Below are 7,776 nucleotides of genomic sequence, written 5' to 3'. Positions count from 1 at the left end.
AAGAGATCCTTCTCAGTCGCCCTAGTGCTCATGCACAGCATGGTAACGGCAGGAGTGCCCGGCCGGAAGCCGGGCACTCGAAAGCGCGCTAATCACAGACCAGGTTTGAAAAGCGGTTCTCTGGTTGCCTCGTCGAATTTCGGCGGTCACGGTGGTTCGGGTGTGCTGGTGGAGATTGCTGGTTCTAGCGTGCAGGTCAGGGAATTTCTGCGCCTTCTCAATGTCTTTGAAGCCCTTCTGGCTTCGCTCCTGATTTCGCGTTGGTCGATGCGACTGTTCGATCAAATTGTTGCACCTAGCGGTCGAAATCACCTCTCGGTGCGCTGCACCGTGAAGCTCAGGCAGTTCACGAATAGCTGCTCCATAGCTGCCGAGTTTGTGTGTGTGGATCGTGGTTGGTGCTTCATACTCGCTGAGGAGTGCGGTGAAGAAGGTTCTGGCGGCGTCAGTGTCACGGTGCTCTTGAAGAAAAACGTCCAGCACAGCGCCATGCTCGTCCACAGCACGCCATAACCAGTGCTTGACCCCCTTGATCTTCACGCACGCTTCGTCCAGGTGCCATCGGGAACCACGTCGTGGTTCCCGTTTTCGTGGTTCCCTGGTGATGGAGGGGCCGAATTTCCCGCACCAGTCACGAATCGTTTCATAGCTGACCTGAATTCCGCGTTGGAGAAGGAGTTCCTCGATGTCACGGTAGCTGAGCGTGAAGCGGTGATACAGCCAGACCGCATACTGGATGATGCTTTTAGGAAAGCGATAGCGGTAGGGTTTCATGTCAGCAGGCACGACCGACCAGCCTACTCCAAATTAACCTGACAGAACCCCATGGACAGCATGGTAATGGCAGGAGTGCCCGGCCGGAAACCGGGTACCCGGGCGATCGCTCATCACAGACCTTCCCGGGTACACCAGTGACGCGTTCACTGGCCTGTACGAGAAACTCAAAGCCGACGACCGTAACGAGTACCTCGCTGAGGGTGGGTTCTGGGTGCCGGGCGAGGCCCGCTGAAAGACCCTGAGGGATCACGTACGCAAGGCGACCATCTGTAGTCTGATCGACCGGGCACCGGCAGCGTTGGAGAAGCGGAACGCCAGCTGGCTCGTGGGGATGTTCCCGACCGGGCACGCCCGGCCAAGCCTCCCGCACTGCGTGATCGGTGGCCTGATCGAGGAGATCATCAAGTACAGCGCGGGCGGCACGGTCACTGACCAGACTGACCCGGAGCCGTCCGCCCTGAAGGACGGACAGACCTGCTCGGGCAGGCGTGCCAGTGCATGCCTGGGGATCTGTTCCACGTCACGCAGACGCGGGTTGATCGTCCTGACCTGATCTGGGGGGAGCGCTGCGTGTCCCAGCGTGACGGTGAGCACCGCGCGTTTCGCCCTGCGCAGGGTGCCCCACTTTCGCCGGCCAACATGCCTCCCTGTGCGCCTGCTGATCATGCTCTGCCCAGCGTGTCCGTAGAGTGCAGCAACGTGATGACGACTGTGCCGGCAGGCAGGTCAACCGCACCCCTGCGTGGTTTCCCCCGGACTCTGGCCAATGGGCTTCTGCACTCTGTCAACGTCGTGTCATACGGACTCCGATTGAATGGCTTGTAAAGCCGTTCAATCCGAGCGGAGCGAGTAGGAGCAGAACGGGTTCCGGACGTGGAGTTGACAGATCGGTGGTGTTCCGATGTGTCAACGAAACAAACGGAACCCGTATCAGTCAGTCAGGCCTGCGCTGGGGGCACATTGCATGTCTGCCTCGGCCATTGCCTGGCCGCAATGTAGGCAGTGAAAGCGGCGCTCGTGGGATAGCTTGATCTCATCCGGTCTTCTGTTGCGCCCGCCTGTCCCACCTGGAGTTCACATGTTGAGCAGTCTGCCTTCCAATTTCGATGACCTGAGCGCGGTCGAGCCCCTGCTGGCTCAGCTGGGGGCGCTGGCGGAACGGTACGCCGCAGATGATCCCAACACGGCCCTGCTGAAACTCAGGCAGTACGGCGAACTGCTCTCCCGGGTCGTCGCGGCCCGCTCGGGAACCCTGCAGGGAGAGGACGAATCCCAGCAGGCCCGCCTCGCCCGGCTGCAACGTGAAGGGGTGCTTCCGCGCGAGGTGTGGCAGTTGCTGACGGAACTGCGGCGCACTGGGAACGAGGCGAACCACGCCTTCACGGGCGAACACGATCAGGCGCTCAGTCACCTGCAGTTCGCGTGGATCGTCGGCGTGTGGCTCCTGCGGACCTTCCACGACCCGGCGTACGTGCGCGGTGAGTTCATTCCCCCGCAGCGGAGCGATGATGCCGGGCGCCTGCGTGCCCTGCTGGCCGGGGCGGAACAGGCCCGCGCCGAGGCGGAGGCGCGCCTGGCCGAGCAGCAGGCCACGGCGCCCGCTGACACGTCACGCATCGCCACGGCCGCCAGTCACGCGGCGTCCCACATCCAGCTGACCGAAGCGCAGACGCGGCAGCTGATCGACGCGCAGCTGCGCGCGGCCGGCTGGGAAGCCGACACGGCGCACCTCCGGTACAGCCAGGGGACCCGACCCGCGAAGGGTCGCTTCCTGGCGATCGCGGAGTGGCCGACCGAGCACGGCCCGGCGGACTACGCGCTGTTCGACGGGCTGACGCCCATCGGCGTGGTGGAAGCCAAACGCAAGAACAAGGGCGTGATGAGCAGCCTCGAGCAGGCGGCCCGCTACAGCCGCGGGTTCCGGCTGCACGTGCCCGGCCTGGAACTGCCGGGCGGCCCGTGGGGAGAGGGGGAGAGCCCTTACCGCACGCCGTTCCTGTACGCCACGAACGGCCGCCCCTACCTGGCGCAACTGAAGACCGAGAGCGGCATCTGGTTCCGGGACGCCCGGCGGCCCGTGAATCCCGCCCACGCCCTGCCCGGCTGGCACACCCCGGCAGAGCTGCTGGCCCTGCTGGAACAGGACACAGCCGCCGCTGACGAGCGCCTGCGGACCGAACCGCTGGAGTACGACCTGGGCCTGCGTCCCTATCAGAAGGCCGCCATTCAGGCGGTCGAGGCGCGCGTGTCCTCCGGGCAGCGCGAACTGCTGCTGGCCATGGCGACCGGGACCGGTAAGACCAAGACCGCCATCGCCCTGATCTACCGCCTGCTGAAGGCCGGACGGTTCCGGCGCGTGCTGTTCCTGGTGGACCGCGAAACGCTCGGCGAGCAGGCCAGTAACGATTTCAGGACCGCCCGCCTGGAAGGGACGCGCACCTTCGCCGAGACGTTCGGCCTGACCGCCATGGGCGACGGCCCCATCGATGCGGACACCAGCGTGCACGTCACGACCGTGCAGGGCCTCGCGCGGCGCGTCACGGGCGACACGCCCCCCTCGGTCGGCACCTACGACCTGATCGTGGTCGACGAGGCGCACCGCGGGTACACGCTGGACAGGGAACTCGCGGACGCGGAACTGGGCTGGCGCAGCGAAACGGAGTACGTCAGCCGGTACCGGCAGGTGCTCGAACACTTCGACGCGGTGAAGGTCGCCCTGACGGCCACGCCCGCCCTGCACACCACCCAGATCTTCGGGAAGCCGGTCTTCACGTACACCTACCGTCAGGCCGTACTGGACGGCGTGCTGATCGACCATGAGCCGCCCATCCTGATCGAGACGGAACTGGCCATGACCGGCATCCAGTTCAAGCAGGGAGAGCAGATCCCCACCTACACGCCCGGGGATGACGGCGTCGTGCTGTACGAAGCGCCTGACGACGTGGGACTGGACATCGAGGACTTCAACCGGCGCGTGATCGCCAGGGGCTTTAACCAGGCGGTGTGCAGACACCTGGCCGAGCACCTGAATCCGTTCGGGCCGGACAAGACGCTGGTGTTCTGCGTGAACGACCGGCACGCCGACGAGGTCGTGGACCTGCTGAAAGAAGCGTTCCGGGTGAAGTACGGCGAGCTCGACGACGGCGCCGTCGTGAAGATCACGGGGGCCAGCGATCAACCGCTGCAACTCACCCGCCGCTACCGCAACGAGCGCCTGCCCGCCATTGCCGTGACGGTCGACCTGCTCACCACGGGCGTCGACGTGCCCGCCATCAGCACCCTGGTGTTCCTGCGCCGCGTAAGCAGCCGCATCCTGTTCGAGCAGATGCTGGGCCGCGCCACCCGCCGCTGCGACGACATCGGCAAGACCGTGTTCCGCATCTACGACGCCGTACGCGCCTACGAAGCCATTCAGGACTTCATCACCATGCCGCCGGTCGTGCAGCAACCCCGGCGCAGCTTCGTCACGCTGGGCAGCGACATGCAGGCCGCGCCCACCCCCGAAGCCCGCGCCCTGATCCGCGACGAACTGGTCGTGAAACTCCGGCGCGTCGAGCGCCGCCTGACCGACGCGGCCAGGGACACCTTCGAAGGTGAAACCGGCCTGACCCCCGGCGCCTTCGTTCACGCGCTGCGCCGCGCCACGCCGGACGAGGCGGCCGCCCTGGTCACGCAGCACGCGCCCCTCCTGGCACTCCTCGACACCGGCCGCACCACGGGCGGTCAGCCCATCTACATCAGCGAGCACCCGGACCGGGTGATGTACGTCGGGCAGGAGTTCCCCGGCGGACGCCGCGCCGAGGATTACCTGACGGCCTTCGAATCGCTCGTGCGCGGCGGCAGTGACAGCCTACCGGCCCTGAGCACCGTCCTGACCCGCCCGGCCGACCTGACCCGCGCCGACCTCCTGAGCATCCGGCGACAACTGGACGACCAGGGCTTCAGTGAAGTCAACCTGCAACGCGCGTACGCCAGCGTCAGGCAGGTGGACGCGGCCGCCAGCATCATCGGTTTCATCCGCGCCGCCGCGCTGAACGAGGCCCCCACGCCGTTTGACGCCCGCGTGGACGCGGCCCTGGCCAGGGTGCTCGGCGCGGGCAACTGGACGCCACTGCAACGCAAGTGGCTCCAGCGGCTCGCGTCGCAACTCAAGGCGAACGGGTACCTGGACCGGGACCTGCTCGACCAGCCGACCAGTCCCGTCCGGAAGGAACTGGGCGGGTTCGACCGCCTGAGCACCAGCATCTTCGGCGGCAAGCTTCAGGGCGTCGTGAACGACCTTCAGGCGCAGGTGTGGGCCGCGCAGGCCTAACAGCACCTGAGGCAGCGTGCCGGGCTCACGGTGCCTATGCTGACTGCATGCGCCGCGCACTGCTGACCCTGACGCTCCTGACCGCCGGTCACGCCCTCGCCCAGGAACGGGTCCTGTACGATTCCCGCCGGCCGTTCCCCGAGCCCCGCCTGACGGAAAGCGAACGGGGCCGCGTGCAGTACCTGGCCGGACAGGCCCTCGCCCAGGACGCGTGGGGCGCGGGGAACGCCGAGTACTGCATGAACGACTTCAGAATCGAGGGCGCCGCCCCCGGATCGTTCACGGTAAAAGGCCGGGCGCAGATGGCCTACCTGTACACCCAGTGCTACCAGCGCCCCGGTAACCTGCAGGGGCTCGTGATCCTGGAAGGGCTGAACGTCGCCGCGCACTACGTGTTTGTCGGCCACTACTCGTCCATGTACGCCGTGAAGGACATCAACCGCAACGGCTTCACGGAACTCGCGCTGGACGGCGGGTTCACCGGGCAGGGCTACACCGAGGGGTGGCTGGACATCGCGCAACTCGGCCCGGTCCGCCGGATGCTGGGCCAGCTGAACCACGAGCGCCTGCCGCAGCCGTACCAGGACAACTGCGGCGCCGTGGAGTCCGGTGGCCGCTGGACGAGCGCCCTGATCCGCGTGACGCCCGGCCCCACCCCCCGGTACACCTGGCAGGAACTGACCGGCAACTGTGAAAACCAACGGGTCGCCACGAAGATCGAGCCAGTCAAACCACTGAAACTGACGCCCGCCCCGACAGGATGGGACAAAGGCCCACTGAAATAACAGCGCCCTACCGAACAGGTGTAAGACTGGTCAGCCCAGCCCTTCCAGGAAGAAGACCATGTCGAGCAGTTTCGCCTGCGGGTACCGCCGGCCCGTGAACGCCCCGGTCAGGAAGTCGCGGGTGTAGACAGGCTGCGCCAGCGCCCCCGCGTGCCGCGCGTGGAAGTCTCGCAGGTCCGACACGGCCCGCGCCGACAGGACACGCAGCCCGGACCCCGCGCAGAAGTTCGTGTCGAACGCCGGAACGTTCCCGAACACCCCCAGCATCACCTTCGTGGACAGCGTCTGCGTCGCCTCTCGCGTGCCGCCCAGCGCGCGGCGGATCTGCTCCTCCAGCTCCAGCAGCCGCGCCCCCGCCTCCGGGGTGTAGTCCGGCACGTCCAGCGCCCACAGGTCATCCGGCGTGGTGGCGATCACTTCCAGCACCGGCACGAGGTGGCGCAGGCTGCGCTGCAACAACTCCGACGAGCCGCGCATCATGCCCCAGCTGGCCAGGTAGAAGCCCAGGTGCAGGCAACTGAGTTCCAGCACTTCCGGTGCTGCCAGCCGCGCTGCCTCGCGCCGCTCCCGAAACGCCTGGAAGTGATTGAAGCAGTAATCGAACGACGACACCCGGTCCCGCTCCGCAGGCACCGGCACCTGAAAGTAAGCCTCCAGGTGCGCCCGAATCTGGTCGTCTGTCAGGTCACGCATGATCCAGCGTAGCCCCTCACGCCAGCCTGCGCGCCTGCATCTGCCGCAGGTCATCATCCGCGCGGCCTCTGCGTGCGGCACAATCGGGGGTATTCATGACCCGAACTGTCGACATCGTCCAGAAACTCTGGAACCTCTGCAATGACCTGCGTGACGACGGCGTCACGTTCCACCAGTACGTCACCGAGCTGACCTACCTGCTGTTCCTGAAGATGGCCAAGGAGACCGGGCAGGAAGAAGGCCGGGACGGCGGCGTCAACATCCCCCCATCCAACCGCTGGGACACCCTGAAGGCCGCCTCCGCGCCCGACCGGCTGGACCACTACCGGCAGACGCTGCTGGACCTCGGCAAGAGCCCCGCGCCCCTCGTGCGGATGATCTACGCGGACGCCAGTTCCTTCATCCGCAAACCCGCCACCCTGAGCAAGCTCGTGACGGACATCGACGCGCTCGACTGGTACTCCGCGAAGGAGGAAGGGCTGGGCGACCTGTACGAAGGGCTGCTCGCCAAGAACGCCACCGAGAAGAAGAGCGGCGCCGGGCAGTACTTCACGCCCCGACCGCTGATCGACAGCATCGTCGCCGTGATGAACCCCACCAGCGACGACATCATCCAGGACCCCGCCGCCGGGACGGGCGGATTTCTGATCGCCGCGCACCACCACATCACCACGCACGAAGACGAGTACGGCTGGCCCGAAACGAAGCAGCGGGCGTACTACGAGAACGCCTTCCACGGCATGGAACTCGTGCAGGACACGCAACGCCTCGCGCTGATGAACCTCATGCTGCACGGTCTGGCCAACGACCCGGAACGCAGCGGCATCCGCCTGGGCGACACCCTGAGCAGCGACCACCAGAAACTCCCCAGGGCCACCCTGATCCTGAGTAACCCCCCGTTCGGCACGAAGAAGGGCGGCGGCACCCCCACCCGCGACGACCTGACCTTCGTCACCAGCAACAAGCAGTTCGCGTTCCTGCAACACATCTACCGCGCCCTGAAAACCCACGGCCGCGCCGCCGTGATCCTGCCCGACAACGTGCTGTTCGAAAGCGGCATCGGCAAGGCGATCCGCGCGGACCTGATGGATAAATGCACCCTGCACACCATCCTGCGCCTGCCCACCGGGATCTTCTACGCGCAGGGCGTGAAAACCGGTAGTTGGCTGGAACTATGCCCGACAGGAAACGCCTTGAGGCCGTGACAGC

Annotated in this window: 5 protein-coding genes; 3 read left to right on the top strand and 2 right to left on the bottom strand. The window is 66.2% G+C overall.

The window, feature by feature from the left end:
* Positions 1 to 21 precede the first annotated feature (21 nt).
* Entirely contained in the window at positions 22 to 786 is a 765-nt protein-coding gene (locus QZ271_RS13125; protein WP_291432204.1) for an IS6 family transposase, read from the bottom strand.
* A gap of 1,069 nt (positions 787 to 1,855) precedes the next feature.
* Here QZ271_RS13125 and hsdR point away from each other — a divergent pair.
* Positions 1,856 to 5,089, top strand: a complete 3,234-nt coding sequence (gene hsdR, locus QZ271_RS13120; RefSeq protein ID WP_291432202.1) for a type I restriction-modification system endonuclease — start codon at positions 1,856 to 1,858, stop codon at positions 5,087 to 5,089.
* Between the two features lie 47 nt (positions 5,090 to 5,136).
* Positions 5,137 to 5,874, top strand: a complete 738-nt coding sequence (locus QZ271_RS13115; protein WP_291432200.1) for a hypothetical protein — start codon at positions 5,137 to 5,139, stop codon at positions 5,872 to 5,874.
* Positions 5,875 to 5,904: 30 nt separating this feature from the next.
* Here the strand turns inward: QZ271_RS13115 and QZ271_RS13110 are convergent, their stop codons facing one another.
* On the bottom strand, positions 5,905 to 6,567 hold the full coding sequence (locus tag QZ271_RS13110) for a hypothetical protein (RefSeq protein WP_291432198.1): 663 nt from the start codon (positions 6,565 to 6,567) through the stop codon (positions 5,905 to 5,907).
* Positions 6,568 to 6,662: 95 nt separating this feature from the next.
* Here QZ271_RS13110 and QZ271_RS13105 point away from each other — a divergent pair, with 95 nt between their 5' ends.
* Positions 6,663 to 7,772 carry a type I restriction-modification system subunit M gene (locus tag QZ271_RS13105; protein WP_291432195.1) on the top strand — a complete coding sequence of 370 codons (1,110 nt, stop codon included), beginning with the start codon at positions 6,663 to 6,665 and terminating at the stop codon, positions 7,770 to 7,772.
* Positions 7,773 to 7,776: the final 4 nt, after the last annotated feature.

The sequence above is a fragment of the Deinococcus sp. genome, assembly GCF_018260555.1.
Lineage (GTDB): Bacteria > Deinococcota > Deinococci > Deinococcales > Deinococcaceae > Deinococcus.
The sequence above is the reverse complement of the archived record's forward strand: the minus strand, read 5'-3'. Positions and strand labels throughout refer to the sequence as shown.

Excerpts from the sequence above, each read along its gene's own strand:
- hsdR (WP_291432202.1), top strand. The coding sequence starts at position 1,856 with ATGTTGAGCAGTCTGCCTTCCAATTTCGATGACCTGAGCGCGGTCGAG.
- QZ271_RS13110 (WP_291432198.1), bottom strand. The coding sequence starts at position 6,567 with ATGCGTGACCTGACAGACGACCAGATTCGGGCGCACCTGGAGGCTTAC.
- QZ271_RS13115 (WP_291432200.1), top strand. The coding sequence starts at position 5,137 with ATGCGCCGCGCACTGCTGACCCTGACGCTCCTGACCGCCGGTCACGCC.
- QZ271_RS13105 (WP_291432195.1), top strand. The coding sequence starts at position 6,663 with ATGACCCGAACTGTCGACATCGTCCAGAAACTCTGGAACCTCTGCAAT.